Raw genomic sequence first — 20,949 nt, 5'->3', positions numbered from 1 at the left:
TCCCCCTGTTCTCGGGCCCTGCGGTGTGTGCCGTCCTCGGTCAGGCGTTGGGGCGCCGGCCTTCGGCGGCGGCCTCGGCCATGGCCTGCACCTGCTCCAGCAGGGGCATCGGGTCGGTGCCGACGGCGCGTGGCAGGAGGTCGGCGATGCGGTCGGGTGTCCAGGGCGTCTCCGCACAGACCGCGCGGATTTCGCGGGGCTGGGCCCACAGGGCGATGCGGCGGCCGGCGGCGGTGTAGACCTGCCCCGTGATGCCTTCGGCTCGGGCCCGGTCGCTGAGCAGGTAGACGACCAGGGGCGCCACGTCCTCCGGTTCGCCGATGCCGGTGAGCTCCATGGGAACGCCGGCGGACATGCGGGTGCGGGCCACGGGGGCGACGCAGTTGGCCGTGACGCCGTACTTGTGCAGGCCGAGCGCCGCGCTCCGGACCAGCGAAATGATTCCGCCCTTGGCGGCCGCGTAATTGGCCTGGGCGACGCTGCCCTGGTGGTTGCCGCTGGTGAAACCGATGAGTGCGCCGTATCCCTGCCGGCGCATCACGGCGGCAGCGGCCCGGAAGACGGTGAAGGTCCCCTTGAGGTGGGTGGCGAGGACCGGGTCCCATTCTTCCTCGGTCATGTTGAAGAGCATGCGCTCACGGAGGATGCCGGCGGCGCAGACGACTCCGTCCAGCCTGCCGAAGTGCGCCAGGGCGGTGTCGACGATGCGCCGGCCGGCGGCCATGGTGGACACGTCGTCGGCGACGGCCGTCGCCCTGCCGCCCGCGGCTTCGATCTCCTTGGCCACGGCGGCAGCAACTTCACTGGCCGGTTCGTCCCCGGCCACGGACACGCCGTAGTCGTTGACGACGACCGCGGCCCCTTCGGCGGCGCAGGCCAGTGCCACGGCCCTGCCGATACCCCGCCCGGCGCCGGTGACGGCGACCACTTTGCCCGTCAAGAAGTCCGCCACGGTCGGCCCCCTCCCGCAGAATCTGACGAGTCGTTAGATTCTTGGCCCCGGCGGGCCGGAGCACAAGACCTGCCGACGTCACGAGAACCACCTCATGGGACCGAACGATCTGGAGGGGTGCATGTCGTTGCCCACCGAGTTCCACGACCTGGCCGGACGCGTCAACAACTGGGGCCGATGGGGCGACTCCGACGAGAAGGGAACGCTCAACCTGATCACCGACGCGGTCGTCCGCGATGCCGTCGCAACCGTCCGGTCCGGCCGGCGCGTACCGCTGGCACTGCCGCTGCGACACGACGGAGTGCAGACAGGAGTGATCCCCGGACGGATCAACCCCCTGCACACCATGGTGGCGGTCAACAGGGAACTGTTCGGGGCCGGGACCGTCGCGACCAGCGACGACATCGTGACCATGGGGCTGCAGGCAGCCACCCACTGGGACGGCCTCGCCCACGTCTCCCACGGCGGCCGGCTCTACAACGGCCGCCCCGCCGACTCCATCACACCCCACGACGGAGCCTCCTTCCACGGCGTCGAGAAGACCGGTCCCGTCGTCTCCCGTGGCGTCCTCCTCGACGTGGCCGCAGCGCGTGGCACGGACCGACTGGCGGGCGACCACGCGGTCACCCCGGAGGACCTGGAGGCGGCGGAGGAGTGGGCGGGGACAAGGATTCGGCCCGGCGACATCGTGCTCGTCCGGACCGGCCAGATCCAGCGGTATCTTGCGGGCGAGAAGGACGCCTACGCGCACCCCTCACCGGGACTCTCGCTGCGCACTCCGGAGTGGTTCCACGCCCGTGACGTGGCAGCGGTGGCCAACGACACGCTCACGTTCGAGATCGTCCCGCCCGAGGTGCCGGACCTGTGGCTGCCGGTCCACGCACTGCACCTGGTCGAGATGGGCATGCTCCAGGGCCAGAACTGGAACCTGGAGGAGCTGTCCCGGGCGTGCGCGGACGAAGGGCGCTACGCCTTCCTGCTCATGGCGACGCCCGAGCCCTTCGTGGGCGGGGTCGGGTCACCCGTGGCACCGGTCGCCGTGCTCTGAGCACCGGGCAGGAACAGGGCTGCGGGCGGCGGCGTAGAGGATGCGCGCCCCGAGCACGGCACCGTACGCCGCCACCCAGCTGCCGGCGCCTGAGCCCTGTATCGCGCCGGGCCGCGACCCGAACTCGCCAAGCGACCCTGTACGGGCCCCTCGACGTCCCCTCGCAACGAATCGCTGCATCCAAGGGTGATCACGTGACCACTTCACGTCAACACCTGGTCTGGACTTTGTCGACTACGCCCGGTTTGTCGCGGCACGTTGTGGCCCAAAAGCACCACTCAACAGCGAGACTCCGCCATCGACCTCGCACCAGATGCGCTTTCCGGCACCCTCCCGATGCCAGCCCCAACGGTCGGCGAGACCCTCGACCAGCTCGAGACCGCGGCCGCCGGTGTCCCCGCGCGCCGCGCACCGCGGACGGGGCGGGCGGGCGCTGACGTCCGCGACTTCCACCCGCACGGTCCGCAGGGCCGACCCGCCCCTGACGCCACGACACCCCGCCGTGACGCCGGCCGCGGCCGCCCCTCCGCCGCCGGGGAACAGCATCCGGAGGACCGCCGGGCCGCCCGTGTGGACCACGGCGTTGGTGACCAATTCGGAGACCAGCAGAAGCAGCGTCTCCACCAGCGGCTCATCGGCCCCTATGCCCGTACCGGTGAGCCGTGAGCGGGCCCACCGGCGAGCCCGTCCCACTTCCGCGGGGTCGGGCCCGACCTCCATCTGCACCTGCAGCACCTGCACCGCTCACACCATCCGAACCGGCGGACACAACGCCTCACGCCCCGAGGGCGTCACCGTAAGTGAGGCCCGGCCGGGACAGCCTGGTTGACGCTCAGCCGCTTCCCCAAGCGCTTCGCGTCCCACGGAGAGTACCCGAGCCGCACGCCGACTCCGCAGCGTGACGAGTAACGCGAAGAACACAAGTCGATATCGACACAGAGTGACCATTTCCCTGGTCGATCCGGTATTTCACCCACATCGAGGACAGCAGGACACGGGGCCCTCTTCACACATTCCGTGGAGCAATTCCCCCGTCGTCGAGGAGCGCGAGTGCGAGGAGCTCCTCCGCCTGGGCGGGTGGCTGCCACTGTTCTCGCCTGACCCAGGCGCGCTTCAGGTGAAGGTGCACATCGGCCTCCCAGGAGAAGCCCATGCCACCGTGCAGTTGCAAACAGTCGCGGGCATTACGGACGGCGGCCTCGTCGGCCAGCAGCTTGGCTGCCGACACCTCACTCACCGTCATCGTCACAGAGGCGGCATACACGCCACTGCGTGCGAGGTCCGTACGCGCGAGCATGCGCGAACAGACATGCTGCACGGCTTGGAATGCGCCGATGGGGCGGCCGAATTGCTTGCGGTTCCTGGCGTGCTCCACCGCCATGTCCAGCGTTCTGGCCGCGCTTCCGAGCTGTTGGGCGGCGGTGAGCAGAGTGGCGTGCAACCGGAGCTGCTGCGCGTCCGTACCCGTGAGCCTCTGGCCCGCGTCGCCGGGCAACGGGCCGGGGATGCGATGTAGCGGCGTCGTGGGGTCGAGCGGACGCAGCGGCACGGTGGTGGGCAGGTCCGGCGCGGGGCGTGGGCCGCGGCCGGCGGGCAGGACGTGCACGGTGGGACCGCCGGTCAGCAGTACCGCGTCGGCGGAGGCGAGGTGCTCCACGACGCCCGGCCCGTCCAGGGCGGTGACCACGGCGGCTCCGTCGGCGGCACCGGGCACCAGGCCGGCCGCGACGTGTGTGGCGGCCATGGGGCCAGGCACGAGCGCCCGGCCGGCCTCCTCGAAGACGAGTACGGCCTCGGGCATCCCCAGGCCGGCGCCACCCTCCTTCTCGGGCAGCCGCAGCGAGAAGAAGCCGGCCTCGCCGAGGGCCCGCCACAGGCCGCGGTCCAGACGGTCGTCGGCGCCGGCAGCCGCGTCCGCATCGACGGTGCGGCGCAACCGATCGCGGGGGAACCGGGCGGCCAGAAAACGGCGCGCGGTCGCGCGGAGGGCCTGTTGGTCGCTGGTCGGCCGGAAGTCCACGGGGTGCTCACCGTCCCTTGGGGAGCCCGAGCCCGCGCTCGGCGATGATGTTCTGCTGGATCTGCGACGTACCCGCGGCGATCGTGTAGGAGAGGGACGACAGGCGGGCGGCGGTCCAGGGGTGGCCTGCATCGAGAGCGGCAGGGCCGAGCAGGTCCGCAGCGGTGTCGTAGAGCTCCTGGCGTGCGTGGGAGTAGAGCAGTTTGAAGACCGACCCGCTCACCGCGGCTGCGCCGGTACGTGGCGCGTCGCCGGCGCAGGCGTGCCACTGCGTCATGCGCCAGAGGGCGGTGAACTGGGCGTTCAGGCGGCCGAGTCGTCTCCGGAGCGAGCTGTCGTCCCAGCGGCCGTTGTCCCGTGCCGTCCGTGCCATGTCCGCCAGGGTGCGGCGGCAGGCCACGACCTCGCCGGCGAAGGCGGTGCCGCGTTCGAAGGAGAGGGTGACCATGCTGACGCGCCAGCCGTCGTTCTCCTCCCCCACCCGGTGGCCGACCGGCACGGACACCCGGTCCAGGACCAGCTCGGCGAACTCCGTCGACCCGGCCAGCGTCCTCAAGGGGCGCACGGTGACCCCGGGGGCGCTCATCGGCATGGCGAGCCAGGAGATCCCCTTGTGCCGGGGCGCGGCGGAGTCGGTGCGGACGAGGAGCTCGCACCAGTCGGCGACCTCCGCGTGCGACGTCCAGATCTTGCTGCCCGTGACGACGTAGGTGTCGTCCTCGCGCACCGCCCAGGTCCGCAGGGCGGCGAGGTCGGAGCCCGCCTCGGGTTCGGAGAACCCCTGGCACCACACCTCGTCGCCGCGCAGGATGGCCGGCAGCCAGCGGGCCCGCTGCGCCGGGGTTCCTTCGGCCGCGATGGTGGGGCCGGCGTGCAGCAGGCCGACGAAGTTGGCGCCGACGTAGGGCGCGCCGGCGCGTTCGGTCTCCTCCAGGAAGATGAGGTGGACGGCAGGTGTGGCGCCGTGTCCGCCGGCTTCGGTGGGCCAGTGCAGGCCCGCGTACCCCGCGTCGTACAAGGCGCGCTGCCAGCCGCAGTCGTAGGCGCGGCGTGCCGGCCAGTCGTGGGCCGGGGGCGGTGGAGGCAGGGTGGGAAGGGTGCGGCGCAGCCAGTCGCGCAGGCGGAGGCGGAAGTCCCGCTCGTCCTCGGTGTCGGTGAGGTCCATGGCCGGTTCAGACGCCGGAGTGCGGTGTGGCGTCGAGGTCGAGGCCGAGCATGCGGATGGCGTTGCCGCGCATCAGCTTGTGGATCGTCTCCTCGTCGAGTCCCCGTACGTGGTCGAGGGCGACCTCGCGCGTGTGGGGGAAGGTGGAGTCGACGTGGGGGTAGTCGGTCTCGAAGGTGGCGTTGTCGCGGCCGACGACGTCGATCGAGTCGACACCGTGCCTGTCCCGGAAGAAGCAGCAGTAGACCTGGCGGTAGTAGTAGGCCGACGGCGGTTCGGGGATCAGGTCGCGCACGCCGCCCCAGGCGCGGTGCTCGCGCCAGACGTCGTCGGCGCGTTCCAGGGCGTAGGGGATCCAGCCCATCTGTCCCTCGCTGTAGGCCAGGCGCAGGTCCGGGTGGCGGACGAGGACGCCGCTGAAGAGGTAGTCGGCCAGGGAAGCCATCGCGTTGTTGAAGGAGAGGGTGGCCTGGACGGCGGGGGGTGCGTCGGGGGACGCGGCGGGCATCTGGGACGACGAACCGATGTGCAGGTTGATCACCGTGCGGGTCTCGGCGCAGGCGGCGAAGAAGGGGTCCCAGTAGCCGGTGTGGATGCTGGGCAGCCCGAGGTGGGTGGGCAGTTCGCTGAAGGTGACGGCACGCACCCCGCGGGCGGCGTTGCGGTGGATCTCGGCGACGGCCAGCTCGACGTCCCACAGCGGAATGAGGCACAGCGGGATCAGCCGGCCACCGCTGTCGCCGCACCACTCCTCGACCATCCAGTCGTTGTATGCCCGCACGCAGGCCAGCGCGACCTCCTTGTCACGTGCCTCGGCGAACGTCTGGCCGCAGAAGCGCGGAAAGGTCGGGAAGCACAGCGAGGCCTCGACGTGGTTGAGGTCCATGTCCTTCAACCGCTCCGCCGGGTCCCAGCAGCCCGGCCGCATCTCGGCCCGGGTGATGCCCTCCAGCGTCATCGCGTCCCGGTCGAAGCCCACGGCGGCGATCACCCGCTTGTAGGGGAAGAGCAGGTCCTCGTAGACCCACCAGTCCGTGGGCGGCCCGTCGGGGTCCGTGGTGAAGCGGTACTTCCCGCCTTGGTACACCAGGGGTCCGATGCCTTGGGTGACGGGGCGGGGGCCACGGTCGCGGTAGCGGGCCGGCAGCCACGTCGAGAAGAGGTGGGCCGGTTCGATCACGTGGTCGTCGACGCTGACGATGCGCGGCAGGTCCATGAGGCGGTCCTCGTCCCCGGTGAGCGCTGTCCCGAGCCGACGCGCTGTCTGACACCACGTCAGCTCGCTGCTGTGTGCGCAGGCTAGCTCCGCACCCCTGGACCGACAAGGCGCCCAGTCCTAACGTCCGAAGTATCTGACGCTTCGTCAGATACAAATCAGTCGAGGGGCGGCGGCCATGTCCCACACCCGCACCATTCCTGCCCTGGTGTCGTCCCGCACCCTGTGGGAGCTGGTGGAGCAGCGTGCCGCGCTCACCCCGCACGCTCCAGCACTCCTCCAGGCCACCGATCCCGCCGGTGATGCCGGCGCCGCCCAGGAGCCCCCCGGCACGGACGACCGGCGGCTGTCCTTCGCCGCACTGCGGGAGCGGGCCGAGCGCGTGGCGGCCTGGCTGCACACGGTGGGGGTCCGGCCGGGGAGCCGGTTCGTGTGGCAGTTGCCCACACGTATCGAGACGGTGGTCCTCTCCTTGGCCCTGGCCCGTCTCGGCGCGGTGCAGAGCCCCCTCATCACGGCGTGCCGCGATCACGAGGCCGGCCATGCGCTCAAGGCCACGGGTGCCGGGTTCTGCGCCGTTCCCGGTGAGTGGCGGGGCTTCGACCACAGCGCCATGGCCCGCCGGCTGGCCCGGGCCCTGCGGGTGCCGCCGCTCGTGCTGCACGCGTACGAGCCGCTCCCGGAGGCCGACCCGGCCGTTCTCCCGCCACCGCCCGACGGAGGGGACCGGCCCCGTTGGGTCCACTGGACCTCGGGCACCACGGCGGCTCCCAAAGGCGTCCTGCACACCGACCGCTCCTTGATCAGGTGCGGGGCGGCCCTTACGGACGCGCTCGGTCTCGGCCCCGGTGACGTGGGATCGATCGCCTTCCCGTACGGGCACGTCGGTGGCGTCGTCTACACGATGGCGGCGCTGCTGAGCGGCATGCCGGTGCTGCTGGTGGAGCACTTCGCACTCCCCGGCTCGCTCGGCGCCTACCGCCGGAACGGGGTCACCGTGGCAGGCGGGTCGACGGCGTTCTACGAGCTGTTCCTCGCCGCGCAGCGGAAGCAGCCGGGCCGGAGGATCGTCCCGACGCTGCGGCTGCTGGCCGGTGGGGGCGCGCCACGGCCGCCGGAGCTGCACGAGGCGGTGGCAAAGGAGCTGGGGTGCGAGCTGGCGCACGGGTACGGCATGACGGAGGCGCCGGTGATCACCATGGGTGCACCGGGCGAGGACCCGCCGGAACGGCTGGCGGGTTCCGAGGGGCGGCCGGCCGCCGGCGTGGAGGTCCGCGTGACCGGTCCGGGTGGTGGTCCCGTGCCGGACGGCGCACAGGGAGAGGTACGGATACGGGGTGAGGCGGTGTGCCGGGGCTATCTCGATCCGGCCGCCACCGCCGAGTCCTTCGACGCCGACGGGTTCCTGCGCACCGGGGACGTCGGACGGTTCACCGCGGACGGGTATCTGGTGCTCACTGGGCGGGTGAAGGACGTCGTCATCCGCAAGGGCGAGACGGTCTCGGCGGCCGAGGTCGAGCAGCTGGTGCGGACTCATCCGGCAGTCGCGGACGTCGCGGTGATCGGCCTGCCGGACGCGGTGCGGGGCGAGCGGGTCTGTGCGGTGATCCAGCAGCGCGCCGGCGCCGTGCCGCTGACCCTGCCGGCCGTGGTGGCCCATCTCAGGGCTGCCGGGCTGGCGGCGCACAAGCTGCCCGAGCAGCTGGAACTCGTCGACGAGCTGCCGCGGGACGGGACGCTGCGGAAGGTGCGCAAGGACCGGTTGCGCGAGCGGTTCAGGAGCGGCCCGGTCTGAGCGGCGGGCCGGCCGGGAACTGGCCCCGGGTCACCCGTGGGCGCGGTAGGTGGCGGTCGCCTGCTCGAAGAAGGCGTCCACCGAGCGCTGTTCGTCCATGGGGCCGCGGACGAGAAGCACGTGGTAGCGGCCGTCCATGATCATGGCGAGGTTGCGTACGTACACCTGGCGGCCGCTGCGGTCGTTCCAGTTGAAGGTGCCCTCGGCCGACGCGGTGCCGCCGACGTCGATGCGCCGCAGCCCCGAAGCGCCCGACCAGGTGGAGGTCCGGTAGGGGTCGAGCTCGGGCTCCCGGTCCTGCTGGTAGGCCATGGGGTCGTTGCCGAACCGTTCGACGGTGTCGCGGCCGGGCACGACGACGAGCTCGTAGTCGCCGCCGGCGTACACGACCTGGCCGCGCTCGTTCGCGCCGCGGCGCTGCCAGTCCTTGGCGACGGCCACGGTGAACCCCTTGGGGTCCTCGCGGAGGGAGAAGCCCTTGGCCGCACCGGAGGCGGCGGCGTCGGTGTTCGCACCGTCCTGGGACTCGGCGGCGGACGTCTGGCCCACCCTGCCCAAGGAGGCACCGCTGCCGGGGGCAGCGCTCAGGGCCCCGGCAGAGCCCGTGCGGTCCTGAGGGGCCTGGCCCGCGCTCTCGCTGGCGCGGGGCATGAACAGCAACGCGTACAGCACGGCGCCCAGGAGGGCGAGGAGGACCAGCCCTACGAGGAGGCGGCCGAGACGCTGCGGCGCGGGGGCCGCAGCGACCGCGGCCCGCTCGCGGTCCGGTGGGCCGGCCGTGCGCTTGTGCCGCCCATGGGCGAGGGCCGGGGCACCGGCGGGCTTGCGCGTGCGGCGGCCCACCAGTTCGCCCCGGCGCCGGACCACGGGCAGGCGGCGGGGGTCGGCGGCCACGGGCGCCGCGGGCGACGGGACGGTGACCGTGCGGCTGCCGATGTCGGGTTCGGGTGCGGACCGGATGAGGGAACGCAGCCAGCCGCGGAGTTCCTCGAACTCGGGGCGCTCGGTCGGGTCCTTGCGCATCAGTGATTCGACGACCGGCCGCAGGGGGCCGCACTCCTCGGCATACGCGGGCGGTTCGGCACAGACGAGCTGGACGAGTTCGGCGGCGCTGTCCTCGGGGTACGGGGCGTGGCCCTGGACGACGCGGAAGAGCAGGGCGCCCAGGGCCCACAGGTCGGCGGCGGGGCCGACGGGTGGGGCGAGCTGCCAGTTCTCCTGGAGGGGCCATGCCTGTTCGGGGGCCCAGCGCTCGGTGACGGCGCCGACCACGGCCATACGGGTCTGCCGCGCCCGCTCGGCGGCCAGGACGTCGCCGGGCCCGCCGGAAGGGTCCCAGGCCGGCGTACCGGGAGCCGCGACGGCGGGTGCCCCGGCGGTTCCTGCCACGCCCGTACCCACGCCCGTACCCACGCCCATATCCGCGCCCGTGCCAGCGGAAGCCGGCGGACGGGAACCAGCCGCAGGGTCCTGTCCGTTGGAGGAGGGGGCGAGGGGCTTCCCGGCCAGAAGGGCGTCGGCACGGGTCTGTGCGGTGGGGTCCGCTGCCGGTGCGGTTCCGCTGGCGGCGCTGCCGCCGCCCCAGGTCGAGGCGCCGGCCCGCGGGCCGGGCGTGGTGTCGGCGGCGACCCGGGCCGCGGCGGCGCGGGCTGCCGCGTGGTAGGCGGCGATGGTTCCCGAGCGCAGGGCGCGGGCGGCGCGGGCCTCGCCACGGTCGGCGGGCCCTGCCGTGCCACCGCCCTGCCGTGGCACCTTCCCCTGAACCGCGCCGTGACCCGGTCCGGGGCTCTGGGGCCCGGGTACCGGGTTGTGGCCGCACAGGGCCTCTTCGGCGGCGCCGGCGGCCAGACCGGTGAGGATGGCGCGGCCGTCGTCGCAGATGAGGACGGTGCGGGCGGTGATGTTGCGGTGGGTCCAGCCCTGCGCGTGCAGGGCGCGCAGGGCGGCGAGGACGTCGGCGGCGACCTCGGCCGCGCGGTGCGGGGACAGCGTGCGCTCGGCGAGGAGCGCGGCCAGCGGGCGGGCCGGCAGCAGTTCGCTGACGATCCAGAGGCTGCCCGCCTCGGCGAAGACGTGGAAGACCTGGTCGAGGCGGGGATGGTCGGGGACCTGGGCGGCGGCGGTGGCGGCCTCCAGCGCACGGCGCACCACCGGGTGACCGGCCGTGGGGGCCGTCGGGCCGGTGGCGGGCCCCGTCGCCCGGCTGCCGCCCATGACCTCGCCGTCGACGACCTCCGGCAGGGGGATCTGCCGGATCAGGACCTCCTGCCCGCTGTAGGTGTCGAAGGCCCGGGTCTCCACGAGGTCGAACGCGTCGGAGGGCGGCAGCGGCAGACGGTAACGGTCGGCGAGCACCCTGCCCGCATAGTCGTCCACGACGCCTCCCCAAACGTGTGACACGCCCAAACGTGCGATCCGCCCACCCCGCCCGGCCGGTCGCCGGGGTCCGGCCGTGCGACCGGGTCATTGCGGCTGCGCAGGGTCCACGAGGACTCACGATACGTGCCGAACCCGCCCCTTCGGGCCCGTACGGCTCACTACGTCCCGCTCGGGACGGGTCAGTTCACGACCGGGAAGCCGGAAAGCGGTCGGAGTCGCCGCGTACCGTCGTCAACGTGACGCTCATGCCCTTGTTGCTCGTACGGGGCGAACCGCCCTTCTTGCCCTCGTCGCCCCCGTCGCCGCCGCTGAGCGCGAGCGTCAGCACGGTGGCGACGACGGCCAGGACGACGACCACGGCGGCGGCGATCAGGACGCGGCGCGGGACCACGTCGGCGATCGAGGCGCGCCCGTAGGTGGTGCCGCCGCGCAGGCCGCGGCCGTTGCGGGCGGAGGCGGCCACGCTGCCCACCCGGAGCTTGACCGGCTGGTCCGCGCCCTCCGCGCGGGCACCGAACGAGGAGGAGCCCTCGGTGTCGTCGCGCAGGGGCTTGAACGCGCCACGTGCGCCACCGGTGGCGGAGGCGGGGCCGGACGGGCGGGCACCGGCCGGCTTCACCGGCGGCCTGGCCGCCGGCTTCGGGGAGGCCGCGGCGGGCTTGCCCGGGGTCTCACGCGTCACTTCCTCGCCCGCGGCGGAGGCCTTGGCCGACGGCTTCGTGGAGCCACCGGTGCGGGCGGGGGCAGGGGTCCGCTCGGTCGTCTCGGACATCCGGGCGGCGCGGCCGCCGTCGCTCTTCCGCCCCGCGGCGCCGGGCCGGAAGGCGGGCTCGGCGGAGGCCGGAGGTATGGAGGGGATGGCGATGGCCTGGGTCGCCTCCAGGTCGGGGGAGACAGGAGCGGCGGGCCGCCGCTCGTCGGGAGCGCTGACGGCGTCGGACAGCAGGGCCCGCGCGCCGGCCTCGTCCAGGCGCTTCTGCGGGTCCTTGGCCAGCAGCCCGTAGATGACCTCCTCCAGCGGGCCGGCGTTGCGCGGCGGGCCGAGCGGCTCGGTCATGACGGCCGTCAGGGTCGCTATGGCCGACCCCTTGTCGTACGGGGGCGCACCCTCCACGGCGGCGTACAGGAGGCCGCCCAGCGACCAGAGGTCCGCCGGCGGGCCGGGCTTGTGGCCGCGGGCCCGCTCGGGGGAGATGTAGGAGGGGGCGCCGACGAGCATGCCGGTGGAGGTGACGGAGGGGTCGCCCTCGACCTGGGCGATGCCGAAGTCGGTGAGCACCACGCGGCCGTCGTCGGCGATGAGCACGTTGGACGGCTTCACGTCGCGGTGCAGGATGCCCTGGCGGTGCGCCGCGCGCAGCACGTCGAGGACGGCCAGGCCGACCTCGGCGGCCCGGCGCCACTGGAGCGGCCCGTCCTCGCGGATGACGTCGGCGAGGGAGCGGCCCTCGATGAGCTCCATGACGATCCAGGGCCGGTCGTCCTCGTGGACGACGTCGTAGACCGTGACCGCGCCGGCGCTGCGGATACGGGCGATGGCCTTGGCCTCGCGCAGGGTGCGCGTGATGAGGCGGCGCTTCTCGTCCTCGTCGATGTTGGCGGGGAAGCGCAACTCCTTCACCGCGACCACACGGCCCAGGGTCTCGTCGTCGGCACGCCAGACCGTGCCCATGCCACCTCGCCCCAGGACGGCCCCGAGGCGGTATCGCCCGGCGAGGAGGCGCCCTGCGTTGCCCTGCGTCTGCTCCGCCTCCGACATGCGTCCCCTCTGGCAATCAGCTCTGCGACCAACCGACCTTGGCAGAGCGACCATTGTCCCTCATCCGCGGACCGGTGGAAGGACAGGGTCCGTGAGGCCATGGATGATGAGCGCATGCCGACGCGCACCGCCCTCCTGCGCCTCCCTGCGGCCATGGCCGCGCTGTGCTGCGCCATTACCGGGCCGGTGACGCCGGAACGCGACCGCGACGTCGCCCGCTCCGCAGTACAGGACCTCGTTTCGGAACGTACGGTTCCCGGTGCGGCCGAGCTGTCACAGGATGCTCATGGGACGGTCCGGTTCGTCGCGGCGGGGGTGGCGGACGTCCGTACCGGGCGGCCGATCGGGCCGGACGACCGGTTCCGGGCCGGCAGCGTCACCAAGACCTTCATCGCCACCGTCGTCCTCCAGCTGGCCGCCGAGAACCGGATCGACCTGGACGAACCGGTTGCCGGACGGCTGCCGGCGCGGACCGCCGCCGCGCTGCGGAACAGCGAGGAGACGGCACATGTCACGGTCCGCCAACTCCTCACCCACACCTCGGGGCTGTTCTCGTACACCGACGACCCGGCGTTCTTCCGCGCGTTCTTCGGCCCGGGCTTCACCGCTCACCGGTACGACTCGCACACGCCCGACGCCCTCGTCCGCACCGCCCTCGCCCACCCTCCGTACGGGCCGCCCGGCGCCGGCTACCACTACTCCAACACCGACTACGTCCTCCTCGGCATGCTGATCCGTCAGGTGACGGGCCACTCCTACGCACACGAGATCCGACGCCGCGTCATCGAGCCCCTCCACCTCACGGGCACCAGCTTCCCCGGCGACCGGCCGGTGCTGCCGGCACCGCACGGCCGGGCCTACTCACCGGTACGGAACGGCGGTACGTCCCGTCTCGCCGACGTCACCGACCTCAACCCCTCCGCCGCCGGAGCGGCCGGCGAGATGGTGTCCACGCTCACCGACCTCAACCGGTTCCTCGGCGCCCTGCTGGGAGGCGCCCTGCTGCCGCCGGGGCAGCTGCGGGCCATGCGGGACACCACCGCCTCCGGGGGCCGCTACGGCATGGGCCTGTTCCCCGTACAGCTGCCCTGCCGACGCACGGTGTGGGGCCACAACGGGGAGATCAACGGCTCCTACGTGGAAGTGCTCGGCACGGCCGACGGCCGGCACCTGCTCAGCTACCGGCTCAACAGCGACGCGCGGCCCGGCCCGGCGGCCGAGTCCCGGGTCGTCGCGGCCGAGTTCTGCGGCTGACCCGCACGGGGCCGCCGCACGCGCGGACTCACACCGGCTGGATGTCCGGGGCGCCGAGCCGGGCCGCGTCCGCCGTCTGGTCGTCGGGCTGGAGCTGCGACTCGCGCTCCGCCTCCACACGCTTCTCGTAGTGCTCGACCTCCTTCTCCACCTGGGCCGCGTCCCAGCCCAGCACGGGGGCGATGAGCTCCGCGGCCTCACGGGCGCACCGCGTACCCCGGTCGAAGGTCTCGATCGAGATGCGGGTCCGGCGGGTGAGGACGTCGTCCAGGTGGCGGGCGCCCTCGTGCGAGGCGGCGTAGACGACCTCGGCGCGCAGGTAGTCGTCGGCGCCGGTCAGCGGCTCGCCCATGGACGGGTCGGCGATGACGTAGGAGAGCACCTCGTCGACCAGGGACCCGTACCGGTTGAGCAGGTGCTCGATGCGGGCCACGTGCAGGCCGGTGCGCAGGGCGAGCCGGGCCCGTCCGTTCCACAGCGCCCGGTAGCCCTCCGCGCCCACCAGAGGCACGTCCTCGGTGACGCAGTCCGCCACGCGCTGGGACAGGCCGTGCACCGCCTCGTCCACCGCGTCCTTGGCCATCACCCGGTAGGTGGTGTACTTGCCGCCCGCCACCACCACCAGGCCCGGCACCGGGTGGGCCACCGTGTGCTCGCGCGACAGCTTGCTGGTGGCGTCCGACTCGCCGGCCAGCAGCGGGCGCAGCCCGGCGTACACGCCCTGCACGTCGTCACGCGTGAGCGGGACGGCGAGCACCGAGTTGACGTGCTCCAGCAGGTAGTCGATGTCGGCGCTGGAGGCGGCGGGGTGGGCCTTGTCCAGGTCCCAGTCGGTGTCGGTGGTGCCGATGATCCAGTGCCGGCCCCACGGGATGACGAAGAGCACGCTCTTCTCCGTCCGCAGGATCAGGCCGGTGGTGGAGTGGACGCGGTCCTTCGGTACGACCAGGTGGATGCCCTTGGACGCGCGGACGTGGAACTGGCCGCGCTCGGCGATGAGCTTCTGCGTGTCGTCGGTCCACACGCCCGTGGCGTTGACGACCTGCCGGGCGCGGATCTCGAACTCGCCGCCCTGCTCCAGGTCGCGCACCCGGGCGCCGACGACGCGTTCGCCCTCCCGGAGGAAGCCCACCACGCGGGCGCGGTTGGCCACGTCGGCGCCGTAGGCCGCCGCGGTGCGCACCAGCGTGGTGACGAAACGGGCGTCGTCCATCTGGGCGTCGTAGTACTGGAGCGCGCCCACCAACGCGTCCTTGCGCAGACAGGGCGCCACGCGCAGCGCCCTGCGCCGGGTGAGGTGGCGGTGGACGGGCAGCCCGCGGCCGTGGCCCGAGGAGACCGACATCGCGTCGTACAGGGCGACGCCGGCGCCCGCGTAGAACCGCTCCCAGGCCCGGTGCTGGAGGGGGTAGAGGAACGGCACCGGCTTGACCAGGTGCGGGGCGAGACGCTGGAGCAGCAGCCCGCGCTCCTTGAGCGCCTCCCGCACGAGCGCGAAGTCCAGCATCTCCAAGTACCGCAGGCCGCCGTGGATGAGCTTGCTGGACCGGCTGGAGGTGCCCGCCGCCCAGTCGCGCGCCTCCACCAGGCCGGTCTGCAGCCCGCGGGTGGCGGCGTCCAGCGCGGTGCCCGCGCCGACGACGCCGGCGCCGACCACCAGGACGTCCAGTTCCCGATCCGCCATCCGGGCGAGCGCCTCACCGCGCTCGGCCGGCCCGAGTGTCGCTGTCCTCACCACTGCCTCCCGCTAGACCGCTCTCGCCGCCACTGCCGGTGACCCGCCGGTACGGGCACGGGCGCGCCGCCACGCGGCCCCGCACACCGTCCTTCCTCCGATGCTGCCCCAGATCGCCCGTTCCGGCCGCGCCGCGATACCGGATACCCGCGCGGCAATACCGCATAACAGTCATATATCCGCCTAACCTGATGTAACGGCCGTCCCCGCCGGAAATCCCCCTCCGGGAAGGACCGCATCCCGCCATGCCCGCAGACCTCGCCGTCCTCGGCCTGGGCCCCCTCGGCCTCCCCCTGGCCCAGGCCGCCACCGCCGCCGCCATCCCCACGATCGGCTACGACCCCGACCCCCTCATCGTCGCCGAGCTGGGCGCCGGCCGGCTCCCCGAGGGCGCCGAGGGCACGCTCACCGCCGCCGGGATCCGCCGCATGCTCTCCGCCGGGTTCCGCGCCACGGTCGACGCCGCCGAGCTCGACCGCGTCCGTACCGCCGTCATCTGCGCCCCCACCCGCCTGGGCGAGGACCGGGCCCTGGACCTCTCCGCCATCGGCGAGGCGGCCCGCACCCTGGCACCCCTGCTGCGCCCGCACACCACTGTGCTGCTGGAATCCATCGTCTACCCCGGAACCACCGAGGACTACGTCCGCCCCGTCCTGGAGGCCGGATCGGGACTCAAGGCCGGCCGCGACTTCCACCTCGCCTACTCCCCCAGCCGCTTCGACCCCGGCAACCGCCAGCAGGGGTACGCCAACACCCCCAAGGTCATCGGCGGCCTCACCCCGGCCTGCACGGAGGCGGCGGCGGCCTTCTACGGGCGGGTGTGCGACAAGGTGGTCCGGGCCCGGGGCGTACGGGAGGCCGAGACCGTCAAGGTGCTGGAGACCAACTACCGGCACGTCAACATCGCGCTCGCCAACGAGATGGCCGTCTTCTGCCACGACCTCGGCGTCGACCTCTGGGACGTGGTGCGCTGCGCGGAGACCAAGCCGTTCGGCTTCCAGGCCTTCCGCCCCGGGCCCGGCGTCGGCGGCCACGGGGTCCCCATCGACCCCAACTACCTCTCCTACAAGGGCCGCACCCTCGGCTACCCCCTGCGCATGGTGGAGCTGGCGCAGGAGGTCAACGGGCGCATGCCGCGCTACATCATCCAGCGCTGCGCGACGCTCCTGAACGAGCACGGCAAGTCCGCGCGCGGCGCGCGGGTGCTGCTGCTCGGCGTCGGCTACAAGGCCGACGTCGGCGACCAGGAGGGGTCACCGGCCCGCGAGATCGCCTCCCGGCTGATGGAAATGGGCGCCCAGCTCAGCTACCACGACCCCTACGTCGCCCAGTGGTACGTCCTGGGCCGGCCGGTGCCGCGCGCGGACTGCCTCTACGAGGCCGCGGCGGTCGCCGACCTGACCGTGCTGCTCCAGCCGCACCGCAAGTACGACCTCCAGGGGCTCGCGGCCAAGGCCCAGCTGCTGCTGGACACGCGCGGTGCGAGCCCCGCGGGCGCGGCCTACCGGCTGTAGCCGCAGCACCCAGCCCCTACGGCCGTCACAGCCGCCCGGTGGACAGCATGCGCGGCTGTGCGTCCAGCACGGTCCGCAGCGAGGCGAAGTTCTCCACGCAGCGCCCCGTGCCCACCGCCACGCAGTCCAGCGGGTCGTCCGCGACGAGCACCGGGATGTCCAGCTCGCGGCTCAGCCGCACGTCCAGGCCGCGCAGCAGCGCACCGCCACCCGTGAGGACGATGCCCCGGTCCATGATGTCGCCCGACAGCTCCGGCGGTGTCTCGTCCAGCGTCTGACGGACGGCCATGATGATGGCCTCGACCGGCTCCGTCAGGGCGTGCCGGATCTCGTCCGCCGTCAGCTCCAGCGTCTTGGGCAGTCCGCTGACCTGGTCGCGGCCCCGGATGGTGCAGCGCTCCGGCGGCAGCAGGCCCTGGGTCTTCTCCGGGTCGCCGCCGTCCTCGACGGCCGCGTTCCGCTCGGGACGCTGCGCGACGGTGCCGATCGCGGCGGGCGACCAGTAGCCGGTCGGCGAGGCCGAGCCGATGCTCATCTTCAGCTCCTCGGCGGTGCGTTCACCGATCGCGAGGGCGTACTCCTTCTTGACGTACGACATGATGGCCGCGTCCATCGCGTCGCCCGCCGTGCGCACCGAACGCGCGGTGACGATGCCGCCCAGCGAGATCACCGCGACCTCGGTGGTGCCGCCGCCGATGTCCACCACCATGCAGCCCGTCGGCTCGCTCACGGGCAGCCCCGCGCCGATCGCCGCGGCCATGGGCTCCTCCACCAGGTGCACCTGGCGGGCACCGGCCTGCGACGCGGCCTCGATGACCGCGCGGCGCTCCACGCCCGTGATGCCCGACGGCACGCACACCACGACGCGGGGCCGGGAGAACAGCCGGTTGCCCATGACCTTCTTGATGAAGTGCCGCAGCATCCGCTCGGCTATCTCGAAGTCGGCGATGACGCCGTCCCGCAGCGGGCGGATGGCGACGATGTTCGAGGGGGTGCGGCCGATGGTCTCCTTGGCCTCCGAACCGACCGACAACACGCTGCCGTCTTCGGCGTTGACGGCGACGACCGAGGGTTCGTTGAGCACCACTCCCTTCCCGCGCACGTACACCAGCGTGTTCGCGGTGCCGAGGTCGATGCCCATGTCCCTGCCGCTGAACGACTTGCTTTGCGCCATAAGTCGCCAGTATTCCCTATGGTCGAACCTTTATTTGGCGCTGACGGCGGACAACGGCAGGACAGCGGCGGTGCAGCAGCAATGCGAAAGGGCCCGGGGCCGCTTCCGCGGCCCGGGCCCTCTCCTGGAGACAGGCGTCAGCGCTGGTCGTGCTGCGACGGGGCGACCGTCACCTCGACGCGCTGGAACTCCTTCAGCTCGCTGTAGCCGGTGGTGGCCATGGCGCGGCGCAGGGCACCGAAGAAGTTCATCGAGCCGTCGGGGGTGTGCGACGGGCCGAGCAGGATCTCCTCGGTCGTGCCGACCACGCCCAGGTTCATGCGCTTGCCGCGCGGCACGTCCTCGTGGACGGCCTCCATGCCCCAGTGGTGGCCGCGGCCGGGCGCGTCGGTGGCGCGGGCCAGCGGGGAGCCCATCATCACCGCGTCGGCACCGCAGGCGATGGCCTTGGGCAGGTCGCCGGACCAGCCCACGCCGCCGTCGGCGATGACGTGCACGTAGCGGCCGCCGGACTCGTCCATGTAGTCGCGGCGGGCCGCGGCCACGTCGGCGACGGCGGTGGCCATCGGCACCTGGATGCCCAGCACGTTGCGCGTGGTGTGCGCGGCGCCGCCGCCGAAGCCGACGAGGACGCCCGCGGCGCCGGTGCGCATCAGGTGGAGGGCGGCGGTGTAGGTGGCGCAGCCACCCACGATCACCGGCACGTCGAGCTCGTAGATGAACTGCTTGAGGTTCAGCGGCTCGGCGGCGGAGGAGACGTGCTCGGCGGAGACGGTGGTGCCGCGGATGACGAAGATGTCCACGCCGGCGTCCACGACGGCCTTGGAGAACTGCGCGGTGCGCTGCGGGGAGAGCGCGGCGGCGGTCACGACGCCGGAGTCGCGCACCTCCTTGATGCGCTGCCCGATCAGCTCCTCCTTGATCGGCGCGGAGTAGATCTCCTGGAGGCGGCGGGTGGCGGTGCGCTCGTCCAGCTCGGCGATCTCGGCGAGCAGCGGCTCGGGGTCCTCGTAGCGGGTCCACAGGCCCTCGAGGTTGAGCACGCCCAGGCCGCCCAGCTCACCGATGCGGATGGCGGTCTCCGGGGAGACGACCGAGTCCATGGGGGCGGCCAGGAACGGCAGCTCGAAGCGGTAGGCGTCGATCTGCCAGGCGATCGAGACCTCCTTCGGGTCGCGGGTACGGCGACTGGGGACGACGGCGATGTCGTCGAAGGCGTACGCCCGGCGGCCTCGCTTGCCGCGCCCGATCTCGATCTCAGTCACGTGTGTGGCCTTTCATTGCTCCACGTCTGCCGCATCCCAGTATCCCCGACGCGGGGACATACGGACGCGGCGAAGCCCGCGGCCACCGGGCCACGGGCTTCGTTCCGCTCCCTGCGGCGCCGGCGGGGTTCGCGCGGCGTCGTAGGAAGCGCCGAATCAGCGCGCCGAGTAGTTCGGCGCCTCGACGGTCATCTGGATGTCGTGCGGGTGGCTCTCCTTGAGGCCCGCGGAGGTGATCCGCACGAAGCGGCCCTTCTCCTTCAGCTCGGGCACGGTGGCCGAGCCGACGTAGCCCATCGACGCCCGCAGGCCGCCGACCAGCTGGTGGGCCACCGAGGCGAGCGGGCCGCGGTAGGGCACCTGGCCCTCGATGCCCTCCGGGACGAGCTTGTCCTCGGAGAGGACGTTGTCCTGGAAGTAGCGGTCCTTGGAGAACGAGCGGGCCTGGCCGCGCGACTGCATCGCGCCGAGCGAGCCCATGCCCCGGTAGGACTTGAACTGCTTGCCGTTGATGAAGACCATCTCGCCCGGCGACTCCTCGCAGCCGGCCAGCAGCGAGCCCAGCATCACGGTGTCCGCGCCGGCCGCGATGGCCTTGGCGATGTCACCGGAGTACTGCAGACCGCCGTCGCCGATCAGCGGCACACCGGCCGCGTGGCACGCCCGCGCGGCCTCGTAGATCGCCGTGACCTGCGGGACGCCGATGCCGGCGACCACGCGCGTGGTGCAGATCGAGCCGGGGCCGACGCCGACCTTGACGCCGTCCGCGCCGGCGTCGATCAGGGCCTGGGCACCGTCGCGGGTGGCGACGTTGCCGCCGACGACGTCGACGTTGATGTTGGACTTGACCTTGGCGATCATGTCGAGGATGCCGCGGCTGTGACCGTGGGCGCTGTCCACGACCAGGAAGTCCACGCCGGCCTCGACCAGCGCCTGGGCCCGCTCGTACGCCTCGTCGCCGACGCCCACCGCGGCACCGACGATCAGGCGGCCGTCGGCGTCCTTGGCGGCGTTGGGGTACTGCTCGGCCTTGACGAAGTCCTTGACCGTGATGAGGCCCTTGAGCACGCCCTCGTCGTCGACCAGCGGCAGCTTCTCGATCTTGTGGCGGCGCAGCAGCTCCATGGCGTCCTCGCCGGAGATGCCCACCTTGCCGGTGACCAGCGGCATGGGCGTCATGACCTCGCGCACGGCGCGGGAGCGGTCGCTCTCGAAGGCCATGTCGCGGTTGGTGACGATGCCGAGCAGCTTGCCGGCCGGGTCGGTGACCGGGACGCCGCTGATGCGGAACTTGGCGCACAGGGCGTCCGCCTCGGCGAGCGTGGCGTCCGGGCGGACGGTGATCGGGTCCGAGACCATGCCGGACTCGGAGCGCTTGACCAGGTCGACCTGGTTGGCCTGGTCCTCGATGGACAGGTTGCGGTGCAGCACACCCACGCCGCCCTGGCGGGCCATGGCGATGGCCATGCGCGCCTCGGTCACCTTGTCCATGGCGGCCGACAGCAGCGGGATGTTGACGCGGACGTTCCGGGAGACCCGGGAGGACGTGTCCACGGCGTTGGGCAGCACCTCGGAGGCGCCCGGCAGCAGCAGGACGTCGTCGTATGTCAGACCGAGCATTGCGAACTTCTCGGGCATTCCGTCGACGTGGTCAGCCATGACACCTTCCCAAA

At 72.7% G+C, this 20,949-nt stretch carries 14 protein-coding genes and 1 pseudogene; 4 read left to right on the top strand and 11 right to left on the bottom strand.

The features are described 5' to 3' along the window. Positions 1–40: 40 nt before the first annotated feature. On the bottom strand, positions 41–952 hold the full coding sequence (locus IE305_RS21935; protein ID WP_190131382.1) for an SDR family oxidoreductase: 912 nt from the start codon (positions 950–952) through the stop codon (positions 41–43). A 121-nt stretch (positions 953–1,073) separates the two neighbouring features. On the opposite strand from IE305_RS21935, the gene IE305_RS21930 reads away from it, so the two are divergent. Beyond that, positions 1,074–2,000, top strand: coding sequence for a cyclase family protein (locus IE305_RS21930; RefSeq protein ID WP_190131443.1), 927 nt, complete (start codon positions 1,074–1,076; stop codon positions 1,998–2,000). Between the two features lie 234 nt (positions 2,001–2,234). Here the strand turns inward: IE305_RS21930 and IE305_RS21925 are convergent, their stop codons facing one another. From IE305_RS21925 to IE305_RS21910, 4 genes are all read right to left on the bottom strand, one after another. After that, complete coding sequence (locus tag IE305_RS21925; protein ID WP_190131381.1) at positions 2,235–2,741, bottom strand: ATP-binding protein; 507 nt, start codon at positions 2,739–2,741, stop codon at positions 2,235–2,237. Positions 2,742–3,006: 265 nt separating this feature from the next. Continuing rightward, positions 3,007–4,020: an acyl-CoA dehydrogenase family protein gene (locus IE305_RS21920; RefSeq protein WP_190131380.1), complete on the bottom strand. Its 1,014-nt coding sequence runs from the start codon at positions 4,018–4,020 to the stop codon at positions 3,007–3,009. A 7-nt stretch (positions 4,021–4,027) separates the two neighbouring features. Next, positions 4,028–5,185, bottom strand: a complete 1,158-nt coding sequence (locus tag IE305_RS21915) for an acyl-CoA dehydrogenase family protein (RefSeq protein WP_190131379.1) — start codon at positions 5,183–5,185, stop codon at positions 4,028–4,030. A gap of 7 nt (positions 5,186–5,192) precedes the next feature. After that, on the bottom strand, positions 5,193–6,401 hold the full coding sequence (locus IE305_RS21910; RefSeq protein WP_190131378.1) for an amidohydrolase family protein: 1,209 nt from the start codon (positions 6,399–6,401) through the stop codon (positions 5,193–5,195). A gap of 178 nt (positions 6,402–6,579) precedes the next feature. Here IE305_RS21910 and IE305_RS21905 point away from each other — a divergent pair, with 178 nt between their 5' ends. Continuing rightward, positions 6,580–8,196 carry a class I adenylate-forming enzyme family protein gene (locus tag IE305_RS21905; protein WP_190131377.1) on the top strand — a complete coding sequence of 539 codons (1,617 nt, stop codon included), beginning with the start codon at positions 6,580–6,582 and terminating at the stop codon, positions 8,194–8,196. Positions 8,197–8,226: 30 nt separating this feature from the next. Here IE305_RS21905 and IE305_RS21900 read toward each other — a convergent pair whose 3' ends face one another. Together IE305_RS21900 and IE305_RS21895 are read right to left on the bottom strand one after the other, a co-directional pair. Continuing rightward, positions 8,227–10,572 carry a serine/threonine kinase C-terminal domain-containing protein gene (locus IE305_RS21900; protein WP_190131376.1) on the bottom strand — a complete coding sequence of 782 codons (2,346 nt, stop codon included), beginning with the start codon at positions 10,570–10,572 and terminating at the stop codon, positions 8,227–8,229. Positions 10,573–10,858: 286 nt separating this feature from the next. Next, positions 10,859–12,334 (bottom strand): annotated as a pseudogene (locus tag IE305_RS21895) (serine/threonine-protein kinase); the annotation flags it as partial. Between the two features lie 114 nt (positions 12,335–12,448). Between IE305_RS21895 and IE305_RS21890 the strand changes: the two are divergent. Further along, complete coding sequence (locus IE305_RS21890; protein WP_190131374.1) at positions 12,449–13,588, top strand: serine hydrolase domain-containing protein; 1,140 nt, start codon at positions 12,449–12,451, stop codon at positions 13,586–13,588. Between the two features lie 28 nt (positions 13,589–13,616). On the opposite strand, the gene IE305_RS21885 is transcribed toward IE305_RS21890, so the two are convergent. Then, positions 13,617–15,323 carry a glycerol-3-phosphate dehydrogenase/oxidase gene (locus IE305_RS21885; protein ID WP_190131373.1) on the bottom strand — a complete coding sequence of 569 codons (1,707 nt, stop codon included), beginning with the start codon at positions 15,321–15,323 and terminating at the stop codon, positions 13,617–13,619. A gap of 245 nt (positions 15,324–15,568) precedes the next feature. Between IE305_RS21885 and IE305_RS21880 the strand changes: the two genes are divergently transcribed. After that, a complete protein-coding gene (locus IE305_RS21880; protein ID WP_190131372.1) occupies positions 15,569–16,837 on the top strand; it encodes a nucleotide sugar dehydrogenase in 1,269 nt (422 codons plus the stop codon). Positions 16,838–16,862: 25 nt separating this feature from the next. Here the strand turns inward: IE305_RS21880 and IE305_RS21875 are convergent, their stop codons facing one another. The 3 genes from IE305_RS21875 to guaB all read right to left on the bottom strand — a co-directional run bounded on the left by IE305_RS21875 (position 16,863) and on the right by guaB (position 20,935). Next, a complete protein-coding gene (locus tag IE305_RS21875; protein ID WP_190131371.1) occupies positions 16,863–18,011 on the bottom strand; it encodes a rod shape-determining protein in 1,149 nt (382 codons plus the stop codon). Positions 18,012–18,148: 137 nt separating this feature from the next. Further along, entirely contained in the window at positions 18,149–19,276 is a 1,128-nt protein-coding gene (locus IE305_RS21870) for a GuaB3 family IMP dehydrogenase-related protein (RefSeq protein ID WP_190131370.1), read from the bottom strand. A 156-nt stretch (positions 19,277–19,432) separates the two neighbouring features. Continuing rightward, positions 19,433–20,935: an IMP dehydrogenase gene (gene guaB, locus IE305_RS21865; RefSeq protein WP_190131369.1), complete on the bottom strand. Its 1,503-nt coding sequence runs from the start codon at positions 20,933–20,935 to the stop codon at positions 19,433–19,435. Positions 20,936–20,949: the final 14 nt, after the last annotated feature.

The sequence above is a fragment of the Streptomyces mashuensis genome (genome assembly GCF_014654785.1).
Classification (GTDB): Bacteria; Actinomycetota; Actinomycetes; order Streptomycetales; family Streptomycetaceae; genus Streptomyces; species Streptomyces mashuensis.
This window is presented reverse-complemented; position numbering and strand designations above follow the sequence as displayed.

Bases quoted from the DNA above. Each gene is read 5' to 3' on its own strand.
- IE305_RS21930 (WP_190131443.1), top strand. From the start codon at position 1,074: ATGTCGTTGCCCACCGAGTTCCACGACCTGGCCGGACGCGTCAACAAC.
- IE305_RS21915 (WP_190131379.1), bottom strand. From the start codon at position 5,185: ATGGACCTCACCGACACCGAGGACGAGCGGGACTTCCGCCTCCGCCTG.
- IE305_RS21910 (WP_190131378.1), bottom strand. From the start codon at position 6,401: ATGGACCTGCCGCGCATCGTCAGCGTCGACGACCACGTGATCGAACCG.
- IE305_RS21905 (WP_190131377.1), top strand. From the start codon at position 6,580: ATGTCCCACACCCGCACCATTCCTGCCCTGGTGTCGTCCCGCACCCTG.
- IE305_RS21890 (WP_190131374.1), top strand. From the start codon at position 12,449: ATGCCGACGCGCACCGCCCTCCTGCGCCTCCCTGCGGCCATGGCCGCG.
- IE305_RS21880 (WP_190131372.1), top strand. From the start codon at position 15,569: ATGCCCGCAGACCTCGCCGTCCTCGGCCTGGGCCCCCTCGGCCTCCCC.
- IE305_RS21875 (WP_190131371.1), bottom strand. From the start codon at position 18,011: ATGGCGCAAAGCAAGTCGTTCAGCGGCAGGGACATGGGCATCGACCTC.
- guaB (WP_190131369.1), bottom strand. From the start codon at position 20,935: ATGGCTGACCACGTCGACGGAATGCCCGAGAAGTTCGCAATGCTCGGT.